This window comes from Bradyrhizobium sp. STM 3561 (assembly GCF_045571455.1).
Classification (GTDB): domain Bacteria; phylum Pseudomonadota; class Alphaproteobacteria; order Rhizobiales; family Xanthobacteraceae; genus Bradyrhizobium; species Bradyrhizobium vignae.
Window position 1 is genome coordinate 5,078,408 of sequence record NZ_CP120695.1, and the last position, 25,676, is coordinate 5,104,083.

At 62.7% G+C, this 25,676-nt stretch carries 22 protein-coding genes and 1 pseudogene; 9 read left to right on the top strand and 14 right to left on the bottom strand.

The features are described 5' to 3' along the window. Nucleotides 1-41: 41 nt before the first annotated feature. From P6U28_RS24065 to P6U28_RS24085, 5 genes are all read right to left on the bottom strand, one after another. Nucleotides 42-1,199 (bottom strand): ABC transporter substrate-binding protein, encoded by a 1,158-nt coding sequence (locus tag P6U28_RS24065; RefSeq protein WP_407120068.1) that lies wholly within the window; start codon nucleotides 1,197-1,199, stop codon nucleotides 42-44. A 59-nt stretch (nucleotides 1,200-1,258) separates the two neighbouring features. Further along, nucleotides 1,259-1,834, bottom strand: coding sequence for an alkylhydroperoxidase domain protein (locus tag P6U28_RS24070; RefSeq protein WP_122401784.1), 576 nt, complete (start codon nucleotides 1,832-1,834; stop codon nucleotides 1,259-1,261). 11 nt (nucleotides 1,835-1,845) lie between these two features. Next, nucleotides 1,846-2,445 (bottom strand): CMD domain protein, encoded by a 600-nt coding sequence (locus tag P6U28_RS24075; protein WP_407123108.1) that lies wholly within the window; start codon nucleotides 2,443-2,445, stop codon nucleotides 1,846-1,848. A 37-nt stretch (nucleotides 2,446-2,482) separates the two neighbouring features. Next, entirely contained in the window at nucleotides 2,483-3,520 is a 1,038-nt protein-coding gene (locus tag P6U28_RS24080) for a putative FMN-dependent luciferase-like monooxygenase (RefSeq protein WP_407120069.1), read from the bottom strand. A 136-nt stretch (nucleotides 3,521-3,656) separates the two neighbouring features. Further along, nucleotides 3,657-4,451: a MetQ/NlpA family ABC transporter substrate-binding protein gene (locus P6U28_RS24085; RefSeq protein ID WP_407120070.1), complete on the bottom strand. Its 795-nt coding sequence runs from the start codon at nucleotides 4,449-4,451 to the stop codon at nucleotides 3,657-3,659. 301 nt (nucleotides 4,452-4,752) lie between these two features. Between P6U28_RS24085 and P6U28_RS24090 the strand changes: the two genes are divergently transcribed. Continuing rightward, complete coding sequence (locus P6U28_RS24090) at nucleotides 4,753-6,540, top strand: peptide ABC transporter substrate-binding protein (RefSeq protein WP_407120071.1); 1,788 nt, start codon at nucleotides 4,753-4,755, stop codon at nucleotides 6,538-6,540. 522 nt (nucleotides 6,541-7,062) lie between these two features. Here the strand turns inward: P6U28_RS24090 and P6U28_RS24095 are convergent. Further along, nucleotides 7,063-7,224 carry a DUF2934 domain-containing protein gene (locus P6U28_RS24095; protein WP_122401778.1) on the bottom strand — a complete coding sequence of 54 codons (162 nt, stop codon included), beginning with the start codon at nucleotides 7,222-7,224 and terminating at the stop codon, nucleotides 7,063-7,065. A 394-nt stretch (nucleotides 7,225-7,618) separates the two neighbouring features. Between P6U28_RS24095 and P6U28_RS24100 the strand changes: the two genes are divergently transcribed. Next, a complete protein-coding gene (locus P6U28_RS24100; RefSeq protein ID WP_122401777.1) occupies nucleotides 7,619-8,059 on the top strand; it encodes a CBS domain-containing protein in 441 nt (146 codons plus the stop codon). 124 nt (nucleotides 8,060-8,183) lie between these two features. Here the strand turns inward: P6U28_RS24100 and P6U28_RS24105 are convergent, their stop codons facing one another. Together P6U28_RS24105 and P6U28_RS24110 are read right to left on the bottom strand one after the other, a co-directional pair. After that, nucleotides 8,184-11,126 (bottom strand): transketolase, encoded by a 2,943-nt coding sequence (locus P6U28_RS24105; RefSeq protein WP_407120072.1) that lies wholly within the window; start codon nucleotides 11,124-11,126, stop codon nucleotides 8,184-8,186. Further along, nucleotides 11,123-11,455: a hypothetical protein gene (locus tag P6U28_RS24110; RefSeq protein WP_407120073.1), complete on the bottom strand. Its 333-nt coding sequence runs from the start codon at nucleotides 11,453-11,455 to the stop codon at nucleotides 11,123-11,125. The genes P6U28_RS24105 and P6U28_RS24110 overlap by 4 nt, the downstream gene beginning before the upstream one ends. A gap of 216 nt (nucleotides 11,456-11,671) precedes the next feature. Between P6U28_RS24110 and P6U28_RS24115 the strand changes: the two are divergent. The 3 genes and pseudogenes from P6U28_RS24115 to P6U28_RS24125 form a co-directional block, all read left to right on the top strand. After that, nucleotides 11,672-11,869 (top strand): annotated as a pseudogene (locus P6U28_RS24115) (NADH-quinone oxidoreductase subunit D); the annotation flags it as partial. Between the two features lie 20 nt (nucleotides 11,870-11,889). Next, complete coding sequence (locus tag P6U28_RS24120) at nucleotides 11,890-12,216, top strand: antibiotic biosynthesis monooxygenase (protein WP_122401773.1); 327 nt, start codon at nucleotides 11,890-11,892, stop codon at nucleotides 12,214-12,216. A gap of 136 nt (nucleotides 12,217-12,352) precedes the next feature. Next, a complete protein-coding gene (locus P6U28_RS24125) occupies nucleotides 12,353-13,867 on the top strand; it encodes a PQQ-binding-like beta-propeller repeat protein (RefSeq protein WP_407120074.1) in 1,515 nt (504 codons plus the stop codon). 283 nt (nucleotides 13,868-14,150) lie between these two features. Here P6U28_RS24125 and P6U28_RS24130 read toward each other — a convergent pair whose 3' ends face one another. Further along, nucleotides 14,151-15,113: an IS110 family transposase gene (locus P6U28_RS24130; RefSeq protein WP_244607735.1), complete on the bottom strand. Its 963-nt coding sequence runs from the start codon at nucleotides 15,111-15,113 to the stop codon at nucleotides 14,151-14,153. A gap of 259 nt (nucleotides 15,114-15,372) precedes the next feature. On the opposite strand from P6U28_RS24130, the gene P6U28_RS24135 reads away from it, so the two are divergent. From P6U28_RS24135 to P6U28_RS24145, 3 genes are all read left to right on the top strand, one after another. After that, nucleotides 15,373-16,473: an IS4 family transposase gene (locus tag P6U28_RS24135; protein ID WP_407120075.1), complete on the top strand. Its 1,101-nt coding sequence runs from the start codon at nucleotides 15,373-15,375 to the stop codon at nucleotides 16,471-16,473. A gap of 867 nt (nucleotides 16,474-17,340) precedes the next feature. Further along, nucleotides 17,341-18,234, top strand: a complete 894-nt coding sequence (locus P6U28_RS24140) for a 4a-hydroxytetrahydrobiopterin dehydratase (protein WP_407120076.1) — start codon at nucleotides 17,341-17,343, stop codon at nucleotides 18,232-18,234. A 520-nt stretch (nucleotides 18,235-18,754) separates the two neighbouring features. Beyond that, entirely contained in the window at nucleotides 18,755-19,651 is an 897-nt protein-coding gene (locus P6U28_RS24145; protein ID WP_407120077.1) for a LysR family transcriptional regulator, read from the top strand. Nucleotides 19,652-19,842: 191 nt separating this feature from the next. Here P6U28_RS24145 and P6U28_RS24150 read toward each other — a convergent pair whose 3' ends face one another. The 5 genes from P6U28_RS24150 to P6U28_RS24170 form a co-directional block, all read right to left on the bottom strand. Next, complete coding sequence (locus tag P6U28_RS24150) at nucleotides 19,843-20,922, bottom strand: isocitrate/isopropylmalate dehydrogenase family protein (protein WP_407120078.1); 1,080 nt, start codon at nucleotides 20,920-20,922, stop codon at nucleotides 19,843-19,845. 162 nt (nucleotides 20,923-21,084) lie between these two features. Then, nucleotides 21,085-22,566, bottom strand: coding sequence for an aldehyde dehydrogenase family protein (locus P6U28_RS24155; RefSeq protein ID WP_407120079.1), 1,482 nt, complete (start codon nucleotides 22,564-22,566; stop codon nucleotides 21,085-21,087). A gap of 34 nt (nucleotides 22,567-22,600) precedes the next feature. After that, nucleotides 22,601-23,485: an NAD(P)-dependent oxidoreductase gene (locus tag P6U28_RS24160; RefSeq protein WP_407120080.1), complete on the bottom strand. Its 885-nt coding sequence runs from the start codon at nucleotides 23,483-23,485 to the stop codon at nucleotides 22,601-22,603. Between the two features lie 22 nt (nucleotides 23,486-23,507). After that, entirely contained in the window at nucleotides 23,508-23,678 is a 171-nt protein-coding gene (locus P6U28_RS24165) for a hypothetical protein (protein WP_407120081.1), read from the bottom strand. 261 nt (nucleotides 23,679-23,939) lie between these two features. Then, nucleotides 23,940-24,368: an Lrp/AsnC family transcriptional regulator gene (locus P6U28_RS24170; protein ID WP_407123109.1), complete on the bottom strand. Its 429-nt coding sequence runs from the start codon at nucleotides 24,366-24,368 to the stop codon at nucleotides 23,940-23,942. An 86-nt stretch (nucleotides 24,369-24,454) separates the two neighbouring features. On the opposite strand from P6U28_RS24170, the gene P6U28_RS24175 reads away from it, so the two are divergent. After that, nucleotides 24,455-25,675 (top strand): 3-methyl-2-oxobutanoate dehydrogenase (2-methylpropanoyl-transferring) subunit alpha, encoded by a 1,221-nt coding sequence (locus P6U28_RS24175; RefSeq protein ID WP_407120082.1) that lies wholly within the window; start codon nucleotides 24,455-24,457, stop codon nucleotides 25,673-25,675. Nucleotide 25,676 lies beyond the last annotated feature (1 nt).

The window sequence follows — 25,676 nt, forward strand, 5'->3', positions numbered from 1 at the left end:
AGAAATGAAGGCAGCCGGAGCGGCGCGCTCCGGCCATCAGGTCAGGTCGGCTTGCCGTCCCAGAGCGCGAACTGGCCCTTGCGCACGACGAGCTCGGCGTTCATCGCGCCCTTGACGCGGCGGCTCTCGACGTCGAACGTTGCCGAACCGAAGATGACGCTGGAGACGTCCTTCACTTTCGCGAAGGCATCGCGGATGGCGCGGCGATCGGTGCCGCCGATCTTGAGGACGGCGGCGGCCATGTTCATGGCGTCATAGGAATAGGCGTTGAAGGCGTCGGGCTCTTGTCCATTGTACTTGGCTTTGAAGCCTGCAATGAACTTCTTCACCTCGGGCCGCGGATCTTCCGGGAAGTAGCGCGTGCCGAGATGGACGTCCTCGACCGCCTCGCCGCCGAGCTCCAGGAATTTCGGCGAATAGACCGAGCTTGCCGCGCAGATCGTCTGCTTCAGGCCGACCTGACGGGCCTGGCGCGCGATCAGCGCGCCGTCGGAATAATAGGAGATCAGGATCAGCCCGTCCGGGTTGGCGTCGCGCACGCGCACCAGGGTCGAGCGGAAGTCGCGTTCCTCGCCGATGTAGCCCTCGGTCACCGCGATCTCGGCGCCGTATTCCTTCGCGGCCTTGACGAAATAATCGCGGCTGGTGCGGCCCCAATCGGTGTTGAGGTGCAGCACCGCGAGCTTCTTGAGACCAAGACGCTTGACGGCATAGGCCGCGAGCAACGGCTGCTCGTCGGCCTGGCTCACGGACGTACTCCACATGAAGTCGCCGCCCTTGGTGAAATCGGGGTGCGAATTGGTGAAGCCGAACTGCACGAGTCCGCCGCGCTGATAGATTGGGGATGCCGCCATCGAGGCGGGACTGGAGAAGTCGCCAAGCTCCATGACGATGCGCGGATCGGACACGAACTTCTGGGCGATCGCCACCGACTGGCGCGGATCGCTCTGGCTGTCCTCGAATTGATAGGCGAGCTTGCGGCCGTTGATGCCGCCGGCGGCGTGGATCTCGTCCAGCGCGAGATCAAAGCCCTGCTTCCACTGCGCGCCATATTGCGCGTTCGGTCCTGTGAGGGGGCCGCTGACGCCGAGCAGGATCGGTTCGGAGGATTGCGCGAGCGCGGCGCGCGAGAAGGCTGCTCCCGCCACCACGGCGGCGAGAGAGCCCCTGACCAGGGTACGGCGATCGATGTTGCTCATGCACGGCTCCATCCATTCATTGTTGAAACAAGCAGCAATTCTCGTGCCGGTGAGATTGCCTATTTCGAGGGCTCGCCGAGCGACAGCATCAGCCGGTTCGCCCAGTTGAAGAACGAGGCGCCGTTGATGACGTCGACGATCTCGGCATCGTCGAGGCCGGCGCGGCGCAGCTCCGCGATGTTGTCAGGACCGAACGCGATCGGCGTCTCGGCCAGCGCCACCGAGGCCTTGACCACCGCATTCCAGCGCTCGCCGAGATCCGCACCAACGCCTTCATCGAGCAGACGCTGCACGTCGTCGCGGCGCTTGGAATAGGTGCTGGCAAACCGCGCATGCACGGAGGCGCAATAAATGCAGCCGTTGTAGCGCGACGTCGCAGCCGCCGCGAGCTCGCGCTCGGCGCGCGGCAGGCCGTCGGCGACGTTGTAGAAGATGTCCTTGTCGGTCTTGGTGCGGGCTTCCAGAACTTCAGGGTCGCGCACCAGCAGGCGGAAATATTCGGACTTGGCGCGGGCGCGGTCGACGAGGCCGGCGAAATGTCGTTCGGTCAGCTCGGCCTCGGGCAGCGGGTCGATCCACGAAACCCAGCCGAGCTCGTCCTGGGTGAAGACGACGGGCGGATTGACGGTGCTCATGATGCAACCTCCTACGCGCTTGCCGCTGCGAGCGTGCGCAAGCCGCTGACGACGCGGACCTGGAACGACAGGAACGCGACGAGCTGGGAAAACGTGACGATGCCGGTGGTCGACCAGCCGGCGGCCAGCAGCGTCTTCATGTCGGCGGATGCGGCATCGCGCGGGTGGAACACCAGCAGATGTGCGTGCTCCAACGCTGCGACCAGCCGGGCGCCGAGGACAGGCTTGCGCTCCGCGCTGACGCGATAGCTCAAGCCGGCCTTGTTCTCGATCGACAACGGACCGGCCGGATAGGCGCCGTATGGGCCCGAGGTCTTGCCGCGCTCGATCTCGGCCTTGATTGCATCGAGCAGCGGCGCGCCATCCGCAGTCGCGGCAAGCTTGTTGCGATAGAAAGCGGCGACGGGGGATTCGCCATGCAGCCCTGTCACGAAGGCCGCGACCGCGGCGCGTTCGGCCAGCGAAAAATCGCCCGCGTCGATCGGCTCGAACAACGAGAGATAGCTCTTCTGCGCATTCTCGCGCGCCTGCAGGCGGCGCGCGCGGATGGCATCCAGGGTGGAGCCGGGCTCGATCCCGGCGAGCGTGTCGATGATATCCTTCGGTGCCATCATTCAGCCTTGTGCAACGCGATTCTATTCATTCCGGCTAGCCTGCGAGGGCAACTTCTTTGGCGGCCGTCCGGGTCCAGCCCAGCGCCGGCGCCACCTTCTCCGCGACCAGCTCGATCGAGCGCAGGACATAAGGATGCGGCGCGTCGACCGAATGCACCTGGAAGACGAGATCGGTCACCCGCTCCAGCGTGACGTCGGTGCGGAGCGAGGCGATCACCTCGTCGGCGGCGCCGACATGAGTGTCGAACGCGGTGATCATCTCCTCCAGCGTCTCGCCCGGCGGAAGGTGACCACCCTTCATGAATTGCGGCAGGGCGCGGCGCAGTCCGATATCGGCAAGGCGCATCGCCTCGCGATGATCGTCGGCGACGAAGACGCTGCGCGAAGCCATGATGCGCGGTTCGCAGCCCGGCGGCAGCGCTGCGAGATAGGCGTCGATGATCGGATTCTGGATCTCGGCGAGCGTGGCCTTCGGCGCCTCCTTGGCCCGCGGCTGGGTGCGCGACAACAAGAGACCATCGCCGGCCTTGCCGGCCCTGGCGCCGCCGGCGACGGAGAACGTCGCCTGCCAGATCCGCTTGTCCAGTTGCGGCCGCTGCGGATAGAGCGTGTCGCCGCCGTCGAGCGGCTTGCCGGTCAGCGCCTTGCGGACGATGTCCAGATTGCGCGCAAAGATCTCGTTGCGCTGGGCGCTGTCGAGGCCGAAGGCGGCGAAGGCGGACGGGTTGCCGCCGGTGCCGACGCCGAGCTCGAACCGGCCGTCGCAGAGGAGATCGAGCACCGCGGCGTCCTCCGCCACCCTCACCGCATTCTCCAGCGGCAGCGTGACGATGCCGGTGCCGAGACGGATGCGCGAGGTTTGCGCTGCGACGTAACCCAGGAAGGTGAAGGGCGACGGCAGGCCGCCCTCGCGCTCGTGGAAATGATGCTGCGCGATCCACGCGGAATCGAGGCCCGCCTGTTCGGCACGGACGATCTGCTCGGCCGCGAAGCGATATCGCTCGACGGCCGGAGCCTCGTCGAGCAGCCGCGTGAAGAAGCCCAGGCGTTTCAGGTTTGCAAAGCGTTTCATAAGACCCCTGTCGGGCGAGGATGGGCCCCGATGATGTCGGTTGCCGCGGCTCCAGACAAGCGGGCATTGCGCAAGGCTCATACGCAAGCCTGTGCGCCGGATCGCCCTTTACATGGACTTTACGCGGGCAGTCTGCCTACCAGCTCGGCAGCACCGCGCCCTTGAACTTGGTCAGGACGAATTCCTTGACCTCGGGCGTATGATAGCTGTCGACGAGGATCTTGACCCAGGGCTTGTCCTTGTCGACGGTGCGCACCGCGATCAGGTTGACGTAGGGCCCCTTCGGATCCTCGCGCAGGATCGGGTCCTTCACAGGATCGAGGCCCGCCTGGGTTGCATAATTGGTGTTGATCGCGGCTGCGTCGACGTCGTCGAGCGCGCGCGGGGCCTGCGCCGCATCGACCTCGATGAACTTCAGCTTCTTAGGGTTCTCGGTGATGTCGAGCACCGTCGGCTTGAAGCCGACACCGTCCTTCAGCTTGATCACGCCCTTGTCGCGGAGCAGCAGCAGCACGCGGCCGCCATTGGTCGGATCGTTCGGGATCGAGACCTTGCCTCCCTCGGGGATATCGGCGAAGGCCTTGTGCTTCTTCGAATAGACGCCGATCGGGAAGTTCACGGTCAGGCCGACCGACTCGATCTTGTAACCGCGGTCGGCCTTCTGATTGTCCAGGTAAGGCTGGTTCTGGAACGAATTGGCCTGGATCTCCCCGGCATCGAGCGCGGCGTTCGGCACCACGTAATCCGAGAACTCGAGCAGTTGGATGTCGAGCCCCTGCTTGGCGGCGATCGGCTTCACGGCTTCGAGGATCTGCGCATGCGGTCCCGGCGTCACGCCAATCTTGATGGTCTCGGCTGAAACTCCGGCCGACCACACGGCCAGCACGGCGGAGAGAATCAGAGGAAGGCGAAACGACATCTTGGTCTCCATGGAGTCGGCGGTAACGATTGGAACCGTATTCCCTTTTCTGCGCCGCGAAATCAATGAAATGAAAATCCATATTGGCCGGCCATCGCGGGCAACCCTTCTCCGATCGATCTCAATCGGGAAACGGATGCAGAGGGCCGGGAACGTGCACCACGAGCGCCTGACGGCATCGCGGCAAAGCGGCGCACCCCCCGCGCACCGGTCGCGGAGCGTCCGCCCCTCTTTGACTCCACCACGCCCGACGTGCTGAGTTAGAGCGCACTAAGCCGGCGACGACGTTACTTCGCGAGGTGGAGATCATCCGATGGACGAGACCGAAATCCGCGATCTGGTCGCGGAGGTGAAGCAAGGCACGCTGTCGCGGCGCTCGTTCATCAGGACAATGGCCGCGGTCGGAATCGCGGCGCCGATCGCGAGCCAGATCCTGGTGTGGCACGATGTGGCCATGGCGGACGCTACGCTGCCGTACAAGCCGACAAAGGCGGGCGGCGGCGGCACGCTCAAGATCCTGCTCTGGCAGGCACCTACCCTGCTCAATCCGCATTTCGCGCTCGGCACCAAGGACCAGATCGCCTCGCGCATCTTCTTCGAGCCGCTCGCCGGCTGGGACAAGGAGGGTAACCTCATCCCCTGCCTCGCCGCCGAGGCTCCGTCCAAGGCGAACGGCGGCCTCGCGGCCGACGGCATGAGCGTGATCTGGAAGCTGAAGCAGGGCGTCAAGTGGCATGACGGCAAGCCCTTCACCGCCGACGACGTCGTCTTCACTTGGCAGTACGCCGCCGACCTCGCCACCGCGGCCTACACCACGGGCTCCTACAAGGACATCACGGTCGACAAGATCGACGACCATACGGTCAAGGTCAACTTCAAGGCGCCGACGCCGTTCTGGGCCGATCCGTTCGTCGGCGCGGTCGGGATGATCCTGCCAAAGCATCATTTCGGCGATTATATCGGCGCAAAGTCACGCGAAGCGCCAGGCAATCTGAAACCGGTCGGCACCGGCCCATACAAATTCGTCGAGTTCAAGCCGGGCGACATGATCCGCGCCGAGCGCAACTCCGACTATCACATCAAGAACCAGCCGCATTTCGACACGCTCGAGGTCAAGGGCGGCGGCGACGCGGTGTCTGCGGCGCGCGCCGTGCTGCAGACCGGCGAATACGACTTCGCCTGGAACATGCAGGTGGAGGAGGAGGTCCTCAAGCGCATGGAGGCGGGCGGCAAAGGCAAGCTCGACATCACGCCTTCCGGCAATGTCGAGTTCATCATCCTCAACACGACGGACCCCTGGACCGAGGTCGACGGCGAGCGTTCGAGCGTCAAGACCAAGCACCCGACGCTGTCCGACCCCGCCGTTCGCCGCGCGATCAATCTCTTGATCGACCGCGATTCGATCCAGAAGTTCATCTACGGACGCGGCGCCATCGCAACCGCGAGCTTCGTCAACGCGCCCAATCAGTTCAAGTCCCCCAAGCTGAAATATGCGTTCGACATCGACAAGGCCAACAAGATCCTCGACGAGGCCGGCTGGACCAGGGGCGCGGACGGCATCCGCGAGAAGGACGGCAAGAGGCTCAAATACGTATTCCAGACCTCGACCAACGGCCCGCGCCAGAAGACCCAGGCCATCATCAAGCAGGCCTGCCAGAAGGCCGGCATCGACATCGAGATCAAGGCGGTCACCGCCTCGGTGTTCTTCTCCTCCGATGTCGGCAATCCCGACACCTATTCGAAATTTTATGCCGACATGGAGATGTACAACACGACGCAGCCGCAGCCCGATCCGGAGCGCTTGCTGAACCAGTGCGTCTCCTGGGAGATCGCCACCAAGGACAACAAATGGCTCGGCCGCAACAATTCACGCTATTCCGATCCCGAAGCCGACAAGGCCTACAAGGCCGCGCAGAACGAGCTCGATCCGGTCAAGCGCGCCGCGCTGCTGATGAAGGTCGACGAGATCTTCTGCGAGGCCCACGTGTTCCTGCCGCTGCTCTCGCGCCACGTCGTCAACGCGGGCGCCAATAACCTGATGATCGACATCTCGGGCTGGGACACCATCACGTGGAATCTGGCGGCGTGGTATCGGAGCTGAGGGAGACAGGCGGCGGCTCTGGTGTTCCGGACAGCTGCAGCGCGCATAACCCGTGGAATCTCTTCCACTGTGTGCTCCAAATCACAGCAGAATCACGCACCGTCCTCTATGAAGATTGGGCATGGCCGCAAACAAGGTAACGGCGGTACGCACGAGGCTGGGAAGACGATCAACAGCTACGGACTTTGCGCAGCCGTCAGGGTGAAGAACCCGGCGGCTTTTTCTTTTTGCAGGCTCGGCAGGATGGGTGCAGCGAAGCGAACCCATCAGAATGTTTCTAGTGCGGACGCATGATGGGTTGCCCAAGGGCTCGACCTATCGCACCTTCGAGACGGCGCCGCTAGTGCCACGTCGTGTCTGCTTCCACGATCACCACTCTCACTTCAGGGTCTTCGGTCGTGTTGCAGATGCAGGGCATGCCTTCGCCGCAGCGGCAGCCGCCCAGCTTCTCACTCCAGACCCGGAGCGGATGGTTTTCGCAGACCCATCCGAGACCCTGGCAGAATGGGCACGTCTTGTCGGTCACAGCGTATCCGGCGTCCGCATCGTGTTCGACTTGTCCTCGTTGCGCAGCTCTTGCTCAGCCGCGTGCCAAAACTCCTCCTCGCGGCCTTCGGGCTTGCCGGCCTGCTCCCACAATCGGTGCGCGCGTTCTCTGATCTCTTGCTCGGTCGGCTCGGACAATGGCACCTCCTGCTTGGGAGCACGGCCCCACCCTGGGGGGTATGGGGGCTTGGAGGCGGGGCCGTGCAGGCCAGCCATCGGCGGCGACGCTGGCCCGCAGAGTCAATCTTCGACCACAGGCAAGAGTTCCTGCGCGCTTGGCCTTGGCGCAGGCCTTCGCAATACGGTGCAGACAACCCATCGGGTTCGGCCATTGGAATCGGAAGCCCTTTGGGAAAATAGAAGAGCTCTTGAACCCGCTCATGGCGTTGCTTCCGAGTCGCGGAGAAGGGTTCCTCTTCAGGAGCCACCAATTTCGTCTTTGGAACGCGCGCCCCCCGCATCTGTTGAGATTGCAGTCGGAAGAGCCCGCATTAGCGAGACTTGCCAGTAATGCGCGGCATAGGAGGCAACCATGAAAAAGATCAGCGATGTAATGACGCGCGACGCGAAACTCGTAAACCCAAACGACACGATCCAGGACGCGGCAAAGCTGATGAAGGAATGCGATTGTGGTGTATTGCCCGTGCGTGACGGTGACCGCCTCGTGGGCATGATCACAGATCGCGATATTGCGGTGCGCTGCATCGCGGACGGCAAAGGGCCGAACAGCAAGGTCCGTGACGCGATGAGCCAGGAGGTGAAATACTGCTTCGAAGACGAGGACATATCTCAAGTCTGCACGAACATGAGTGAGATCCAGGTGCGGCGATTGCCCGTGATGGACCGGAACAAGCGCCTGGTCGGGATCGTGTCGCTTAGCGATTTGGTGCGCCAGTCGGCAGGGACTGCCAAAGCGCTGCATGGAATCGCGCGGCCGAGTCAACAGCACAACCAGAGCTCGCCTGCCGCCTGAGCCTGCTCATCGGCCCATGATGTCATAGGGTCCTTGATATCGTAGGGACCTCGATATCGTAGGATGGCGGGGGACTCATCAAGGAACTGGCTCCAATCGCAGCAAGTGCGCTCGGTAAGCGTGGTCAGGCAGCCAACTGCAGGACCTTCGCTTCGATCGACCGACGTGAGATGCCGTACCTGTCGAGTAATTCGTCTTTCGTGCCGGAGCGCGGCAGTCGTGCAATCCCCAGCCGATGCACCGGCGCGGTCGAGCCGACCGCGGTCGACACGGCATCGCCCAGCCCACCATCGATCGCGTGGTCCTCGACGACGATCAGCCCCTCGGTATCGCGAGCGGCTGCGGACAGCGTGACGACATCGATGGGTTTCACCGAGTAGGCGTCGATCACGCGGATCGAGATGCCACGTGCGTCGAGCATCTCGGAAGCGGCCAACGCCTCATGTACGGTTATACCGGCCGCGACCACAGTGAGGCGATCTTGCAGCGACGAGCGCAGCACCTTGGCTCCGCCGATCGGAAACTCCTCCGCATTGGAGTAGATCACCGGCGTCTTCGGCCGCGTGGTCCGGATATAGACGATCCCGTTGGTGCGCGCCGCCGTTGCAGTCAGCCGCTCGGCGCTGACCGCGTCTGCCGGATACAAGACCGTACTCTCGATCAGGGCACGGAACATGGCGAGGTCCTCAAGGCCCATCTGCGATGGGCCGTCCTCGCCGATCGACACGCCGGCATGGCTGCCGCACAGCACGAGATGGGCGGGCCGTGAATATTGCGCCATGCGGATGAAGTCATAAGCGCGCGTGAGGAAGCAGGCGAACGTCGCTGCACATGGGATCTTGCCTGCCGCCGCGAGGCCGAGGGCGACGCCGAGCATGTTCTGCTCGGCGATGAAACCCTCGAAGAAGCGTTCCGGGTATCGGGCCGCGAACGCCTCTGTTCCGGTGGAGTTCTTGACGTCGCCATCAAGCGCCACCATCGCAGGTTCCTCACCGCCGAGCCTCTCCAGTGCGCGTCCAAACGCCTCGCGGGTCGCCACCTTGTCGCCCAGCCGATAGGCGGGCGCGGAGCGTGACGCGGTCACGCGCTGCGGTCTTGCCACCTGGCCGACCCGATGCGCCTCGAGCGCCGGCGGAGGCGGCGCATCACCCAATTCTTCGAGCGCCCGCGACATCTGTTCGCGATCGAGCGGTTTGCCGTGCCATCCATCCGCGCCTTCCAGGAACGAGACCCCTTTGCCTTTGATCGTACGCGCGATGATCGCGGTCGGGCCGCCATCATGCGCAGCCCGCAGAGCCGCGAGGATCGCTGTCATATCGTGACCATCGATCTCGATCGTACGCCAGCCGAAGCTCGCGAACCGGCGCGCGAACACCCGGGTGTCGTGGTGATAGGGCGCCGCCTCGCTCTGGCCGAGACCGTTGACGTCGACGATCGCCGTCACGTTCGCGAGACCATTGAGCGAAGCAAACTGCGCGGCCTCCCACACCGACCCTTCCGAGCATTCACCATCGCCAAGCAGACAGAACACGCGAGCGTCGATGCGGTCCAGGCGGTTCGCCGCTGCGAGCCCGTTGGCGGCTGCCAGCCCTTGTCCGAGCGATCCGGTCGCGACCCTGACCCACGGGTTGAGCGGGGTCGGATGGCCTTCCAGCGTGCTGTCGATCCGCCGCAGCGACAGCGGATCCTCGCTGATGGCGCCGGCTTCGTGCAGCACCGCCCACAGGATCGGCGCCGCATGGCCCTTCGACAGAACGAATGTGTCGACGTTGCGCGCGGCCGGATCGTGCGGATCCCAGCGCATCTCGCGGAAGAACAGCGCCGCCACGATGTCGGCGCAGGACATGCAGGAGGTGGGATGACCCGAGCCCGCTTCCGTCGTCATGCGGATCACCAATTGCCGCAGCCGCCGGGCCTCTGCCCGCAGATCGTCCACGTCACCGAAAGCCACGGCGCGCTCACCCTTGGCAGCGAACTGCATGATTAGCGAATCAAACGGATCGATGAACTTCTGGACCGCGTCGTTCTCGAGCTGGGCCGTGACCAGATCTAGCGACACGCCGAGCCGCTCCAGATCTTCCATCATACGCCGCGCGCTCTGCACGCCGTGCGTGATTGTGGCTTCTACGGTGCCGTGGTCGCGGAACGCGGCGATCGTCTTGCGCGTCATCGTATTGATGGTCATCGGACCGATCAATGGCTCGACATACATGAGGTCCGGATAGTCGGGATTCTTGGTGCTGGTGCTCGCCCATAGCATTCGCTGGACCCGCGCGCCCTTCTCGGCGAGCGCCATCCAGCGATTGCTCGCCACGATATGGCTGAATGTCTGATAGGCAAGCTTGGCGTTGGCGATCGCGATCTTGCCCAGGAGAGCGCGCGGATCAGGATCGGGAGGTCGGCGATCGGGCACGATGCGTTGTCCCAGAAGCCGATCGACGAGCACATCGATGCGACTGAGAAAGAAGCTTGCGACCGAGGCGATGCGCTCGATCGGCCGACCGGCTTCGAGCCGCCGTTCGAGCGCTCGCAGGTAGGCCTCAGCCACCGCTTCATAGCGCGCGATCGAGAACAGCAACGTGATGTTGATGTTGATGCCTTCGAACAGCAGCTGCTCGATGGCAGGAACGCCTGCCGGAGTGCCGGGTATCTTGATGAACAGGTTGGGCCGGTCAACCAGTGTCCATAGCCTCCGCGCCTCCTCCATCGACGCCTCTGTGTCGTGCGCGAGATGGGGCGAGACTTCGAGGCTTACGAAGCCGTCGACTCCCGCGGTGTCCTCGTAAACCGGACGCAGGATATCACAGGCGTTCCGGACGTCCGTGGTAATCAGCTCTTCGTAGATGCCGACCGGAGACCGGCCCGCCATCGCAGCGCGAGCGATGTCCTGGTCGTAATTCGCGCCTTGCGCGACCGCCTTCTCGAAGATCGCGGGGTTCGAGGTGATGCCACGCAGGCCTTCCTCGGCAACCCGTCGTGCCAGATCGCCGCTATCGATCATTTGCCGGGTGAGATCATCCATCCAGCAGCTCTGGCCTTGCGCCAGGAGTTCGACTGTCCGGTTCATGTGCGATCTCCTTCGTTGGAGTACCTGAAAAACCGACCACGTACCGCCCTATTGCCATTCGCCCTTGTCAGCGGGGCGATGGGACGCTCGCGCGGCGACATCTTGAGCTGGCGGAAGATGCCGGCATTGCGAGCCGTCTCGTGTTCGGTCTCGATATCGATCCCATAGGCGCGCTCGGGATCGACGCGCGCGCCGATCAGGATGAACACGGCGCCTTCGTAATCGAGCGGATGCGGGTCTTCCGAAACCTCCGCCTCCAGGTCGCCCGCGCCTGTGTCGCAACAGAAACCATGTCGCAGCCAATCGTGCTCGACCCTTCTGCCCTGCACCCTGCTCAACGGAATGCAAACGCACGCGTTCCTGAGTTCCGGCTGGAACACGATGCGGCCACACAATTCCTCGCAAGGGGCCGGAGGAGGCTGCGGGAGCTTTAGGAACGACCAAGGCATAGGTGGCGTTGGCGGTCCGACGCCCCAATGGACCGGATCAGGGTGCCTGCCATACATGAGCTTCGCGCGGCGTCCGGCGCTCGGGTCATGCCGGATGCGGCCCAAGCCCCCAAGGGCGAGTTCGGCGTGTATCTGGTTTCCGATGGGACCAACCAACCCTACAGGTGCAAGATCCGCGCCCCCTCGTTCGCGCATCTGCAGGCGATGGACCCAATCCGCCGCGGCCACTTGCTCGCCGACGTCTCGGCGATCATCGGGTCGCTGGACATCGTGTTTGGGGAGATCGATCGATAGTGTCATGAAAGGAGATTGCCATGCCACAGATCCAGATCGGCCGGCAGCCGGTGACGCAAATTACCATCATCGAAGCCGAACCGGAGAAGCAGGCCGAAGCGCTGTCGCTCATGAGGGAGCGAGCTCGCTTCATGCAGCGTCAGCCAGGATTCATTTCCGTCAGCCTGCATCGCAGCCTCGATGGGCGTCGTATCGTGAACTACATTCAATGGGAAAGCCGTGACCTTCTACGGGCGGCGCACCAGTCACCTGAGTTTCGCAAAGCCTGGAGTCAGTTCGGAAGCCTCACCGACGATATCGATCCTCATCTGTACGAGGTCGCCGACGTCCTCGCGAAGAGCGATTGAATCTGCGCTCGATGAGCCCAAGAATGACAAGAGTGAGATGAGCCCAAGAGTGAAACGCCTTTCGCTCCGCACGGGTGGTGGAACGGAAGCAGCACGTGGCTGTTGGGCGCTCATGAATATCCGACGCGTTGTTTCGATGACTGCACGTCCTGTCTTGATGGCGGGACTATTTGCACTTGCGCTCTTGCCGCCATCCGCCCGCGCCCAAGAGCGCTCCGTTCTGACCTATCATGGCGACAACAGCCGAAGGGGCCAGTACGTCGTTCCTGCGCTCTCCTGGGAGAAAGCCAGATCGGTTCAGCTGGATCGCGCCTTCAACGCCCGTGTCGCGGGCTCGATATACGCTCAGCCGCTGTACTGGCGTCCTCCTGACGCGAGCACCGGGATGCTCTTCGTGGCCACCGAGGATGACGTCGTCCAGGCCTTCGACGCAACGACCGGTAAGGAATTGTGGAGGCGCGTGGTCGGCCGTCCCGTGCGCCGTTCGTCGCTTCCGTGCGGGAATATCGACCCTCTCGGCATCACCGGGACGCCCGCAATCGACCCGGCAGCCCAGGCCATCTATTTCGATGCTGCCGTGGAGCGGGGAAACGGCCCGCGCCATGAGGTGTTCGCGCTTTCGACGAGGGATGGCAGCGTTCTCCCGGGCTGGCCGATCGATGTGGCCGACCTTCTGCACAAGGCAGGACGACATTTCGATCCGAGCGTTCATAACCAGCGCGCGGCACTCACGTTGCTCGACGGCACTGTCTATGTCGCCTTTAGCGGCCATTTTGGTGATTGCGGAAATTTTCACGGCTGGGTGGTCGGAATCTCCCTTCATGAACCTGGCAAGCACGTCAGCTTCGAAACGCGTGCGCGAGGCGGCGGCATCTGGGCGCCAGGCGGTCTGAGCGTCTCCGGACGCGACATCTACTTTGCGACCGGAAATACGCTCGGCGCGCAGACCTGGAGCGACGGCGAAGCCGTGTTTCACCTTGGCCCCGACTTGCGCCGCAGTGACGACAAGAAGGACTATTTTGCACCATCGGATTGGAAGGCACTCGATGCCGGCGATGTGGATCTCGGCGGCAGCAATCCGATTCCTCTCGACGTTCCCGGCGCCGACGGTACTCGCGCGCTGATTCTGGCGCTGGGGAAGGATGGCAAGGCTTATCTCCTCGATCGAACTGGTCTCGGCGGCGTTGGCGGCCAGCTGGCTGCCGCGACAGTATCCCAGTCGTCGATCGTCACCTCGCCGGCGGTTTATCGCGTCGGCGATGATATCCTTGTAGCCTTCCAGGCCTCCGGAGCGCGTTGCCCGCAACCTGGCCGAGGTCACGATCTGACCGTCTTGAAGATCACGCCAGGCTCCCCGCCGGCGATGGCCACGGCCTGGTGCGGCGCGCTCCGCGGCCGTGGCTCCCCCATTGTGACCACCACGGATGGCCATTCCAACCCGATCGTCTGGATGCTTGGTGCCGAAGGCGACAACCGGCTCCACGCCTTCCGCGGCGATACGGGCGAACCGATCTTTGTCAGCGAGCCCTTGAACGGCCTCCGACGCTTCCAGACGTTGATCGCGACGCAGGACCGCCTCTATGTGGGCGCCGACGGGCGCATTTACGCCTTTCTCTTTGAAGGCAATCCGCACGCGCCGGCCGGCCCTTGATCGGGGGGTCACGCCCACGCCGCCGACGGGAACGCCGCCACGGCAAGGCGGACGGCGAGCCTTCGCATTCTCGCGGCTCAATTCGCCCGAGCTTTGCTTGATCGCTCCACCCTCTGAAAGCCAAGAGCAACTGTGGCGAAGTAGCCCGGCGATCGGCCGGCCTCAAGGCTGGCGCTGGCGCGCCCCCGCCTGCGGCGGCTGACGGCCTTGACCCCGTCCGCTCACCGGTCTGTTGGCTTTGCATGCGCTCGGCCGAGGTCCGAGCGCGAGATAGGCGCGCTCGTCAGGCCACCCTGTATTTCTTCGGATCCCACGTCTCGCCGCGCGCGATCATGGTGTTGAGGATGATGATCAGCTTGCGCATGCAGGCGACGATCGCGACCTTTGGCGGCTTGCCCTTGGCAATCAGCCGTTCGTAGAAGGCCTTGAACACCGGATTGTTCAGCGTTGCGGCACCGACACAGGGCATGTAGAGGGCATTTCGCACCCAGCGGCGGCCACCCTTGATGCAGCGTTCACCTCGACGTTTGCCGCTATCGTCGTCATAAGGAGCAACGCCCATCAACGCGGCGGCAACTTCGTCGCTCACCTGCCCCAGCTCCGGTAGTCCTCCAAGCAGCGCCATTGCGGTCCCCTCAGCAAAGCCTGGTACGCTCTGGATGATCTCGGCACGTTTGGCAAAGTCCGGCGTTGTCTTGATCGTCGCCGCGATCGCGGTCTCGAGCGCGGCGATTTCGTCAGCCAGCTTCTTAAGAAGACGCGCGCGAGCCTTCTGAACAAGGGCCGGCGCCTCATGCTCCTTCTGCATTTCCAGGCGAGCCCTGACGTCAAGCAGGCCTTGGCGTCCCTTCACCAGTGCCTTCATCTCCTCGTGAGCGGGATTGTCGACTTGGCTGGGAGCCTCGCCGAATGTCTCGGCGAACCAGGAGATCATCTCCGCGTCGATCTTGTCATTTTTCGCAAGGCGTCCCGCCGATTCCGCAAAGTGGCGAACCCGTTTGGGATCGACGATCCGTACTTCCAGCCCTGCTTGGCGCAACGCCTTGGCCCATACCCGCTCGTAGCCGCCGCTTGCCTCCATCACTGCCTTGCCGACCTGATGCTTGCGAAGCCATGCAATCAAGCTCCGTCGCCCCGCCGCGGTTGTTGGGCAAGTCTTCCGCTCCGTTACGGTCCGAATGCACGCATCAATCTTGTCTTTAGCGACATCGATGCCGACGACAACCAGATCGTCTTGTGTCATCATCCACTCCCTTCCTTGCCTGGTACGGGCTCGCAGCCCTTGCAACTGTTCGGGTTCAGGAAGACACCGGAGCTGTCCCTTGCTCTTTAGCAGGCTCTGTCGCCTTTGGGCGCAACGGGCTCAGTTCCGGCAACGGGCGGTTCTGATCCAACCGCCCGTTGCCACATTCTGGCAGATTTCGGGGACACAAGGGCGCAGGGAAGGCCGCATAGGCGTTAAGTTTGTTCTTGAGTGTTGGAATCACACGTGATTCCAAGGCGGGATGGCAGACGAATCGCTTCTGAACGAGGACTGGGCGAGAGTGGTTACGCAGCTCGGCGGGGCTGCGCAGCTTGAAATAAGTGCGCGCCAGACGAAGGCTTTCGTGCGGCGGCGCCAAATTCCAGATGCGGTGTCGTTACTTCGGCTGATGCTGGCCTATTGTCTGGGTGAAAGAGGGTTGAGATCGACAGCCGCGTGGGCCGCTTCTGTTGGCCTTGCCGACCTCAGCAGCGTGGCGTTGTTCTATCGCCTGCGTCAATGTGGCGATTGGTTTGCAGTGCTGGTGGAGGGCTTGCTCGCTGCGGCAGCCCCGAAAGCGAGCCGAGGCCGCCTGATCCGCATTATCGATGCGACGACAGTGCCTCAGGCAGGACCGGCTGCGCGCAGGAACAGTGAGCTTTGGCGCGTTCATAGTGCATTCGATCTGCCATATGAGCGCTTTGGTCACTTCGAGCTGACAGATCAGCAAGAAGGCGAAACGTTTGACCGGATACCGGTGGTCAAGAACGAGATCCGCATTGCTGACCGCGCTTATCTACAACCTGACCGCATCGCCGCTGTGCGCGACGCCGGGGCAGACGTTTTGATCCGAGCGGGCTGGAAGAACGCACGTTGGCTTGATGCCAAAGGCCTTCCGTTCGATCTGATGGCCCAATTGCGTGCGGCGAAGGCGCACGGACTGATCGATCGGAGGATTTGGATCAAACGCAAGGACGGTGCGCCTCTGGCTATGCGTCTGGTCGCAGTCAAGAAGCCCGCCGGTGCAGTCGCGGCTTCGCGCCGTAAAGCCCGGCGCGACGCACAAGACGAAAACCGCGTCATCTCCAAAGAAACTCTGGAAGCCGCGGATTGGGTCATTCTGGTCACGTCGCTCGCGCGGGACGAGTTCTCCACCAAGGATGTACTCGCGCTCTATCGACTGCGATGGCGCATCGAACTTGGCTTCAAGCGACTGAAGAGTCTGATTGGTCTCAAGACGCCACCTGGAACCGATCCGCGCTCCGCCAAGCCCTACTTGCTGGCACACCTCTTGATCATCCTGCTGCTCGAGCCGCTTGCCCGCGACTTCGAGGACTCTCCCCGCTGGACGCAGGCCGCCTGACGGCACCTGGCGCTTGGCGTGTTTTGCAACAACTCGTTGCATCCTTGCTACAAGCGATCATTCCACAACCAACCATCCGTTGCTTTCGCCGCAGAAAGCGAGCGCTTGGGCGGCACCTGCGCGAGCCTCCTCGAAAACGTCCGTATCAATCGATGCTCGCGCTACCTTAACGCCTATGGGGAAGGCCGGGTGCTGACCTCGCACCCGCGGTCTGCTGCGCGAAAGGATCGCGCAAAGGAGACCGCACAGCAGCATACAGGTGGTGCCAATCACTCGGCCTTCCCTGCGCGATGGTCGGACGGCTTATGCCGCGCTCTCCCGGGAGCCGAATTCCTTCTGGCCTCCCTCACGCTCGCGGAATTCACCGGCAGCCGCGCCGGTTGACGCGACTGCCGCATTCGCAAGCGCTTGACCGTAGCAACGACGGCCAGGACCACACGGTTTTGCCGTACGCACGGCTCGCCATTTCGCCGCAGTTTTCCCCAGCCCTGTCGACGGAGCTGCGAACTTACAGGCGAGACCAACCTGACAGCGCCGTTCGTCCGCACGATGCCTTGGGGCTCACGGAGAGCAATCCGCCCTGCCCCTGGCTGTTCGCGCCCGACGCTGCTGCGTCCACCGCAAGCCCGGCTCGCGACAATGACGACCTCATGATCGCCCCTCGAGAATGAGCCGGGATGCGCGAACACATACGACAAATCCGAATTTCGGTAAAGTGGAATATTTTTGCGAGGAGGGGTTGACGGAGAGCGAAACAGCCTGCGTCAGCTCGCTCAGCCACCAATAGCTCCATGTGGACATGAACCAGATGGAAATGCGCGCATGCAGGTGGTATAGTTACCGCGGAGCAACTGACGGGGGCCGAGCGTGGTTCCAAAGTGCGACATCTTCATCAGCTATCGTAGACTCGATAGCGCAATATTCTCACAATGGCTCGCGGCTCAATTGAGTGCTGCCTATGGTCAAGATTCGGTTTTTATCGATACACAGAACATCCGGACCGCCGATGTCTGGGCTGAACAGATCGAGCAACGCCTGATTGATTCTTCTCTCGTCTTGATCGTCATCGGAAAAGCCTGGCTGTCCATTGCGGACGAGTTCGGGCGCCGCCGGATCGACCTCCAGGACGATTGGGTTCGTCGGGAGATCGAGGTCAGCCTGAGCAGCAAGAAGAAGATTCTTCCAGTCTTGATAGAGGGGGCAACCCTCCCAGCAAAGCAGGCTCTACCGCCCTCGATTGCTCCGCTACTCGACATTCAGGCGCGGACAATGGATCTCGAAGCGGTGCAACGTGATATGGCCGAGTTTGTGAACGAGGTCGGCATTCTGCTCGGCAGAAAGCCTGCCTCTGTAGACGTCGCGTATCCGTTCCCCCTTTTAACGATAAGTCCTCTAGACGAACAGAATCTCAAAGTTCTGGCGGAAAGACTGCCCACTTGGCAAATCGTGACACGCGCCGATGAAAAGGGAGACAAGACCGAGCTGGTGCGAAAGTTCGAATTCAAGAGCTTCCGCGACGCGATCCATTTTATGAATACCGCTGCGCGCTTTATTGACCAAAGAGACCATCATCCGGAATGGACCAACATCTGGCGGACGGTAATTGTGCGTTTGACGACTTGGGATATTGGTTCAAAACCGTCAATGCTGGACGTCGACGTAGCAGCCTATCTCGACCAGTTGTATCAGGCATATGCGCCAAAGATCCGGCAGAAGGACATCGGCGATATTCTGCCGCCCAGGGCGGTTGCGCACAGCTGACTGCCAATGAGCACGGCTGAGCCGATTTGGATCAATCTTGAGGTGTCAGCACAACTGGACCAGAGACTTCTCCACGCCAACGAACCAAGGCTATCTCATCCAATCCCGCGGATGAGGCGAGCGGCAATTGAAGGGCTGGCAGCCTAGTAGAGAGCCGAAGCAACGGAATGCGCAAGAGCTCCGAACGTGGCGTCTGTTCGGTGCCAACATCGTGCAACCGAGCTAGACCGGTCACGGCATTATCGAGCTTCATCGAGCTTCGCATTGGTTCGGAAGAGCGGCCTCTTTGCGCCAAGTACTGCCGTCCGCCTCCCGCTCCGGATGATTGCGGAATAACGATCCGCGGAGCTTTGCTGCATTGCAACTGCGCTTCCGGTCTGATCGCGCGACGGCCGGCTCTCGCGCGCGATATACGTCCCCATCGGTGCAGGATATTGTGGACTGAATGACGTTCCAGCAAAAGATGGACCTCATCTGCTCCGCATCAGGCGCGCATAATCGTTGAACCCAGGCAAAAGACTTGTCGAACATCAATCTCAAGCTTCTCCATACCTTCCTGCTCGCAGCCGAGCACGAAAGCTTCCGGAAAGCGGCGGAGGAATCGAACCGATCACCGTCGGCGATAAGCATGCAGATCCGCGACCTGGAGGAGCAGATCGGCGTTCTGCTTTTTCGCAGAACGCCGCAGAAGGTGCTGCTCACGCCTGAGGGGCGGATCCTGTTCGAGCAGGCGAAGCGCGCGCTTCAGGAAGTGCAGTCCGGGCTCGACCTATTGACGGAATCAGCGCAATCCCGCAGCCGCCACATTCGAATGGCCTGCGTTCCGACGCTTGCGTCCGGATGGCTTCCCAACATCCTGGCCACATTCAAGGTCCGCCATCCGCGGAGCCAGGTGCAGCTCATGGAGCTCTCCACGACGCCGATGCTCGAGCTGCTGAAACGTCAGGATGTCGAGTTCGGCATTGGCCCGGAGGTCCCCCACATGGCGGATTACGAATTCGAGCCGATCCTCGAGGATCCGCTTTTTGCATGCGTACCGCCGGTGTTCGACGAGGGGCAATCGAGCGTCAGCTTCGCCGATCTCGTCGAAAAGCCGGCCATCCTGCTGTCGAAGACGACTGCAGTCCGAGGGTTGATCGACGAGACGCTGGAGACGCTTGCCGTCCGCCTCGATGTGCAGTTCGAAGTCCAAGCGGCCACGACGGCGCTCGCCCTCGCAGCGTCCGGCCTCGGTATCGCGATCGTGCCGCGGGTCGCGCTGGTGCAGGCCGGCGTGCAGCGGTTTCGTGTGGTCCCGATCTCCGATCAAATCAAGCTTCGCCGAATCGGCTTGATCACGGGGCGGGGACAGGTGCGACGCCCGAACACCGAGCAACTGATTGCATTGATCCGTTCGAGCCTAGCCCAGCTTCGCTGATGCCCTCGCTTTTTATTTGAGCATGATCTCTGCGCAAACGCTCCGTGTTTGTCGCGAGGAAAAGCCGCTTCGCACCTTTCGAGTCCGGGCTCATGCTCTAAAGCGAAATGACATTCAGCATGAGGACCGAGGGCGCGGCAGCAGCTTCAACGGGCACTGATTGCAGCGATCAAGCCTCATCTCATGGCGCTTTAGAGCAGCTTCATGAGCGCATCGACGACCTGATCGGTGGTCGCATGACCGCCGATGTCGCGCGTCCTCAGCGAAGCGTCCTCCAGCCCGGTGCGTACCGCAGCCTCGATCCTGTCGGCACCAAGGCGCAGCCGGTTATCCCGATAGCGCTGATCCAGACGCCGCAGCATCAGGATCGACGCCAGGATCGTTCCATAGCGATTCGCAAGTCCCTTCCCCGCGATGTCGGGAGCCGAGCCGTGCGAAGCCTGGAAGAAGCCGACTCCGTCGCCCACTTCTTCGGACGGAGCCATGCCCATGCCGCCGACCGTCGCCGCGCCGAGATCGGAAATGATGTCGCCGAACATGTTCTCGGTGACGATGACGTCGAAATGGGACGGCTTGTTGACGAGATGAACCGTCATCGCATCGACGAGGACGTGCTCGGCTTCGATATCGGGATAGTCCTTGGCCACCTCATCGAAGACCGCGCGGAAGAACGCATACGTCCGCAGCACATTGGCCTTGTCGCAGCACGTCACGCGACGCCGTCCGTCCTTCGGCGAACCGTTCCTGGTCCTGGCAAGCTCGAACGCGAAGCGGACGATGCGCTCGATACCCTTGCGGGTCTGGACCAGCGTGTCGACGGCGACTTCCTCCCTCAGCAGCGCGCCCGCGCCGCGCGCGGCATAGAGGCCTTCGCTGTTCTCCCGGACGATGACGTAATCGATCGCGCCCGGGCGCCCGAGCGGGGACGGCACCCCCTTGTACAGCTTGATGGGCCGCACGTTGGCGAACAGGTCCAGCTTAAAGCGAAGCTGCAAGGTGAAATCGAGACCCGCTTCCGTCCCATCGGGATGGACGACACCGGGAATACCGGCCGCACCGTGGAGGATCGCGTCGGCTGCGCGGCAGCCCTCAAAGGAGCTGGCCGGAAACGAATCCCCCGTCTCGAGAAAATGAGTGGCGCCTGCCGGATACTCCTCGAATTGGAGCGTGCCGGCCTGAACTCCGGCTTGCAGCAACGCAAGCGCCGCACCGGCCACTTCGGGTCCGATACCGTCGCCGTGCACGACCGCAATTCTATAATTGTCCTTCATGATACTCGCTCGGTGAGTTGAACTTGTGATGGTCACGCCATTTCCCTCACGGCAGCGCGCAAACGGGATCGCACGCCGGCACGCCGTCGCTCGGGTGAAACGCTCGATGGGCTAGATGGGTATGTCTCGTCGCGACTGACCGCGAACGCGACAGAGTCCGGGTCAGTCCAGCTTGATCCAGACCCCCTTCGTGTTCAGATATTCGTCGAGCTGTTCGGTGCCGCCTTCACGGCCGTATCCGCTCATCTTGTAGCCGCCGAAGGGCAATGCAGGATCAATGGCGTGATAGGTGTTCACCCAGACCGAACCGGCGCGCAGACTGCGCGAGACGATGTGGGCCTTGCTCACGTCACGCGTGAAGACACCCGCCGCAAGCCCGTACGGCGTCGCGTTGGCTCGTTCCACGGCTTCATCGAGCGTGTCGAACGGCAGCGCGGAAATGACCGGACCAAAGATTTCATCCCGGGCGATCTGCATCTCGTCGGAGACGCCCGCGAACACGGTCGGCTCGACGAAATTGCCCTTCGCGAAACTCCCCTCCCTCAGTCTCCGGCCTCCGGTCACGACCTTCGCGCCCTCGTCGCGTCCGCTGTTCAGGAAGCCTTCGACCTTGTCGAGCTGCCGCTCTGAAACGAGAGGTCCGATCTCCGTCGTAGGATCCGCGCCATCTCCGATCTTCAGACCCGAGGCAAACTTCCCGAGCCGTTCGACCAATTCGTCGTGGATCGATCGCTCGACGAACAAGCGGGAGCCGGCGATGCAGATCTGGCCCGAATTGGCAAACGCCGCCATCGCGGCAATCGGGACTGCCTTGTCGAGATCCGCATCGGCGCAGACGATGACGGGCGACTTTCCGCCGAGCTCGAGGGACACCCGCTTCAGATTGCCGGCAGAGGCGCGGATGATGGCCTGCCCGGTCGCTGTTGATCCCGTGAAGACGATCTTGTCGGCACCGAGATGTTCGGCAAGAGGCGCACCCGCCTCCGGCCCGGTCCCGGTCACGACGTTGACGACGCCCGGAGGTACACCTGCCTCGTTCATCAAATCCGCGATCAGGAGCGGCGTCAGCGGTGCTTCTTCGGAGGGCTTGAGCACGATCGTGCAACCGGTCGCAAGGGCCGGCCCGATCTTCCAGACCGACGCCGCCGTGGGCGCGTTCCACGGAATGATGGCACCGACGACCCCGACCGGCTCCTTCCGCGTGAACGAGACGATGTCGCCCGGAAGCGAATTGTCGATGGTCTGACCGTGAATCGCGGTCGCCATGCCGGCGTAGTATCGGAGCATGCCGAGCACGCGGAGCTTGTTCGCCCGCGTCCTGACGATCGGCATGCCCATGTCGGCGGTGTCGGACTGGCTGATCTCCTCCCAATGCTTCTCGAACAGATCGGCGATACGCAGGAGCAGAGCCTGCCGCTCGAACGGCTTGAACCGGCTCCACGGTCCGACGAAAGCGCGGCGGGCGGCGCTGACGGCGGCGTCGATGTCGCCGGCGTCTCCCCGCGGAACACGACCAATCACCTCACCAGTCGCAGGATTGCGCGTTTCGAACACTTTCCCCGAGCGAGCCTCCACCCATGCGCCATCGATGAACATCTTGCGCGTTCGGCCATCCACGGGAAATCGGATATCGGTTCTTGTCATTGACTTGCTTTCCTTGTCTCAACAGTAATTCCGCCTAGGCTGCCGACTTCGTCTTGCGGAATAGCCGCGCCAGGTCCGAAATATAGGCTTGGCCATGGCCGCTCTCGACCACGGCCGCAATGGCGGCGCCAACACCGTCAGCGATCGCTTTGGACGCTCCGGAGTGGCTCGCCATCGTCTGGTAGTAGGAGATGTCCTTTAGCGCATTGCCGATGAAGAATGGAACGGCGCCGACGTCGCCCGTCACGATCGCCGGCGCCATGCGCTGGAGCGCAACGCCCGCCCCGCCGCCCTTGGCGAGAACGTCCACGAAGATCGCCGGATCGACGCCTGCCTCAGCCGCCTGCGCCGCAGCCTCGCCGAGCAGCGCCATGAAACCGATCGACACGTAGTTGTGGAGCAGCTTGAGCCGATGGCCAAAGCTCACCGGGCCGACATGTTCGACATTTTCGGTGAAAGAGGCGAGGACTGCACGGACGCTCCGAAGGTCCGCTTCGTCGCCGCCAACCAACAGGTTCAGCGTACCTTCTTCCGCGTGCCTGGCGGTGCGTGTCATGGGCGCATCGAGAAAGCGTCCTCCCGCCGCTTCAACCGCGGCAGCCATCCGCAAGGTCGAGTCCGGCAGCGCCGTCGAACAGTCGACAATGATGGTCCCCCTGCGGAGGCGAGACAGAACGCCGGTCTCGCCCGTGAGGATCGCTTCGACCTGAGGTGAGCCCGTTACGCAGAGGATGATCACATCCGATGCGTTCGCGATCTCGCCGGGAGTCTTGCAGGCCTTAGCGCCGAGGCCGATGAGATCGTCCACGGGCTGATTTCCGGGATGATCGAGAAAAGCCAGAGGGAAGCCGCCGCGCGCAACGACGTTCTTTGCGATACCGTGGCCCATCAGCCCGACACCAATAATTCCGACTCTCATCGCAGCACTCCCATTCATCGGTTCAAGCAAGCCCCTCGTGAACGGCCGCATACATGATCTGCTGCTCGGGTGCCTCTGTCGCCTTGATCTCCTCGACGATCTTTCCGCGGTTGGCGACCAGGATGCGATCCGAGAGAGCCGGTACGCCCGGCAGATAGGGGGAAATCACGACGGCAGCCGGATCCAAAGGCACGACGGTGTCGTGCTCTCGTGCTGGAGGGACTGCTCGCAATCATCGTTTCCTCGCCTGTAGAGGCTTTCTTTTTGCTGGCGCAAGCTGAGCGGCGTGCCCCGGCTTCATGCAAGGCGCTTTTTCTGACGCCCTGTTTGGTTTTTCTGATCTAGCGGTTCGGGGCGCTCTGGTGCGATCGAGCTATGTCGGTATCATCGGCAAGAAGAGTGCTTTCTGACAAGCCGCACTCTTCCAACCATTGGGAAGCCGCACACGCATTGACTAAACCTGCACCGAGGTCAGCTTCTTCAGGCAGCGCAGCGCAAACGATGACCGGCTGTGGCGGATACCCGGGATGCGATAGAGCTTTTCCCGCAGGAAGCGTTCATAGCCGGCGGTGCTCTCGACCGCGACCTTCACGACGTAATCGTAGTCGCCCGTGGTGAGATAGGCCTCGATCACCTCCGGCAAGCCCGTGAGCAGTTGACCAAAACGTTCGAGCATCTCTTCGTCGTGGCGATCGAGCGTCAGCTCGATGATGACGGTCTCAGGCAAGCCGAGCTTGTCCTGATTGAGCAGCGCGACATAGCCATCGATATAGCCCTGCGTCTCCAGGCGCTTCAGCCTGTTCCAGCATGGCGTGGTCGAGAGCCCGATCTTGTCGGCGAGTTGCGCCGTCGTCAGGCGTGCGTCCTGCTGCAAGGCGCGCAGGATCTTGCGATCGATCTCGTCGAGCCGAAGCGCATCCTTGCGCGGTGCCTTGGCCGCGGCGCGAACCAGTTCGGTCGCCGGAGCCTGTGCCCCTGAAACTGCACGTACCGGAACCGGCGGTGCGCCCGGGCGGAAAACCCGATTTCTCGAACATCCGCATTCCGCGCGCCGGCCAGGTCGATCGCCCCAACGTCGACGTGGACGCCGAGGCGATACGCGACCTCGCCTTTTCCGTGATCCGTGTGCTCAACCGCGACGGCGAAGCCGTCGGCCCCTGGGCCGGCGCGCTCTCGGAGAGCGAATTGCTGGAGGGCTTGCGCCACATGATGACGTTGCGTGCCTTCGATGCACGCATGCAGATGGCGCAGCGTCAGGGCAAGACGTCGTTCTATATGCAGCATATGGGCGAAGAGGCCGTGAGCTGCGCCTTCCGCAAGGCGCTGCTTCCGGGCGACATGAATTTTCCGACCTATCGTCAGGCAGGACTTCTCATCGCCGGCGGCTATTCGCTGGTCGAGATGGCCTGCCAGATCTACTCCAACACGCACGATCCCCTGAAGGGGCGCCAGCTGCCCGTGATGTATTCCTCCCGGGAACACGGCTTCTTCTCGATCTCCGGCAATCTCGCCACCCAGTACATCCAGGCGGTCGGCTGGGCGATGGCGTCTGCAATCAAGAACGACACGAAGATTGCCGTCGCCTGGATCGGCGATGGCGCAACCGCCGAATCCGACTTCCATGCCGCCCTCGTGTTTGCCTCGACCTATCGCGCGCCGGTCGTGCTCAACATTGTCAACAATCAATGGGCCATTTCGACGTTCCAGGGCATCGCGCGCGGTGGCTCCGGGACGTTCGCTGCGCGCGGTCTCGGCTTCGGCATTCCGTCGCTGCGCGTGGACGGCAACGATTACCTCGCGGTCCACGCGGTGGCGAAATGGGCCTGCGAGCGCGCCCGCCGCAATCTCGGCCCGACCCTGATCGAGCACGTGACCTATCGCGTCGGCGCCCACTCAACCTCCGACGATCCCGCGGGCTATCGGCCCAAGACGGAATCCGACGCATGGCCGCTGGGAGACCCGGTGATCAGGCTGAAGAACCATCTGATCGTGCGCGGCGCCTGGTCGGAGGAACGACACAAGCAGACCGAAGCCGAGATCCTCGACACCGTGATCTCGGCGCAGAAGGAAGCCGAGAGTTACGGTACGCTCCATTCCGAGCAGCGGCCTACGGCGCGCGACATGTTCGAGGGAGTGTTCGCCGAGATGCCGCCACATCTGCGCCGCCAGCGCCAGGAAGCCGGAGTCTGAA

What these genes read in the sequence shown, in the direction of transcription:
- P6U28_RS24065 (WP_407120068.1), bottom strand. Translation starts at nt 1,199, where the DNA reads ATGAGCAACATCGATCGCCGTACCCTGGTCAGGGGCTCTCTCGCCGCC.
- P6U28_RS24070 (WP_122401784.1), bottom strand. Translation starts at nt 1,834, where the DNA reads ATGAGCACCGTCAATCCGCCCGTCGTCTTCACCCAGGACGAGCTCGGC.
- P6U28_RS24075 (WP_407123108.1), bottom strand. Translation starts at nt 2,445, where the DNA reads ATGGCACCGAAGGATATCATCGACACGCTCGCCGGGATCGAGCCCGGC.
- P6U28_RS24080 (WP_407120069.1), bottom strand. Translation starts at nt 3,520, where the DNA reads ATGAAACGCTTTGCAAACCTGAAACGCCTGGGCTTCTTCACGCGGCTG.
- P6U28_RS24085 (WP_407120070.1), bottom strand. Translation starts at nt 4,451, where the DNA reads ATGGAGACCAAGATGTCGTTTCGCCTTCCTCTGATTCTCTCCGCCGTG.
- P6U28_RS24090 (WP_407120071.1), top strand. Translation starts at nt 4,753, where the DNA reads ATGGACGAGACCGAAATCCGCGATCTGGTCGCGGAGGTGAAGCAAGGC.
- P6U28_RS24100 (WP_122401777.1), top strand. Translation starts at nt 7,619, where the DNA reads ATGAAAAAGATCAGCGATGTAATGACGCGCGACGCGAAACTCGTAAAC.
- P6U28_RS24105 (WP_407120072.1), bottom strand. Translation starts at nt 11,126, where the DNA reads ATGAACCGGACAGTCGAACTCCTGGCGCAAGGCCAGAGCTGCTGGATG.
- P6U28_RS24120 (WP_122401773.1), top strand. Translation starts at nt 11,890, where the DNA reads ATGCCACAGATCCAGATCGGCCGGCAGCCGGTGACGCAAATTACCATC.
- P6U28_RS24125 (WP_407120074.1), top strand. Translation starts at nt 12,353, where the DNA reads ATGACTGCACGTCCTGTCTTGATGGCGGGACTATTTGCACTTGCGCTC.
- P6U28_RS24130 (WP_244607735.1), bottom strand. Translation starts at nt 15,113, where the DNA reads ATGATGACACAAGACGATCTGGTTGTCGTCGGCATCGATGTCGCTAAA.
- P6U28_RS24135 (WP_407120075.1), top strand. Translation starts at nt 15,373, where the DNA reads ATGGCAGACGAATCGCTTCTGAACGAGGACTGGGCGAGAGTGGTTACG.
- P6U28_RS24150 (WP_407120078.1), bottom strand. Translation starts at nt 20,922, where the DNA reads ATGAAGGACAATTATAGAATTGCGGTCGTGCACGGCGACGGTATCGGA.
- P6U28_RS24155 (WP_407120079.1), bottom strand. Translation starts at nt 22,566, where the DNA reads ATGACAAGAACCGATATCCGATTTCCCGTGGATGGCCGAACGCGCAAG.
- P6U28_RS24160 (WP_407120080.1), bottom strand. Translation starts at nt 23,485, where the DNA reads ATGAGAGTCGGAATTATTGGTGTCGGGCTGATGGGCCACGGTATCGCA.